The sequence below is a fragment of the Mesorhizobium sp. M7A.F.Ca.US.005.03.2.1 genome (genome assembly GCF_003997795.1).
In the GTDB taxonomy this organism is placed as follows: Bacteria; Pseudomonadota; Alphaproteobacteria; order Rhizobiales; family Rhizobiaceae; genus Mesorhizobium; species Mesorhizobium ciceri.
This window is the reverse complement of record NZ_RZRP01001618.1, coordinates 1-445: the sequence shown is the minus strand read 5'-3', so window position 1 is coordinate 445 and position 445 is coordinate 1. Positions and strand designations below refer to the sequence as shown.

General features: G+C 63.6%; 1 pseudogene. It reads right to left on the bottom strand.

Annotated elements, in window-relative coordinates:
- A pseudogene (locus EN991_RS39475) lies at window positions 1–445 on the bottom strand (flavin reductase); the annotation flags it as partial.

Sequence of the window (445 nt, the reverse complement as noted above, 5' to 3'; positions counted from 1 at the left end):
GCGCAGCAGCGCGCGGATTTCGCGCGCAGGAATGTCTTCGTAGGGAAGGTCCGCCAGCGGAAAGAACTTGAATCCCGCGGGCAATGTGAGGGCGGCGGAAGCGCCGGAGAGACGGGCACGATAGATGAGGTAGCCGGGATCGCTGTCGGCGACATCGAAGACGGAATAAAGAAACGTCTCATCCGGAAGCAGCGTCAGTGCGTCGCCGCCTTCGAGCTTGAGTTCGTTTTCCGCCTTGCGGCTCTTGGCGCTGGGCAGCACCCAGCCGCCCTTGCCGTCGGCGCGCAACAGGATGTTGCCTTCGGCTTCGATCAAATAGCCGACGATCATCGAGTGGGAAGCAAGCCAGCCCGGTGGCAGTGGATCCTTCACCGAGGCATAGCGTCCGCGGCAAAAGCCGAGCGGTGCCGACGGACTGGTGCCAAACGCCTGCACGGCGCCGATG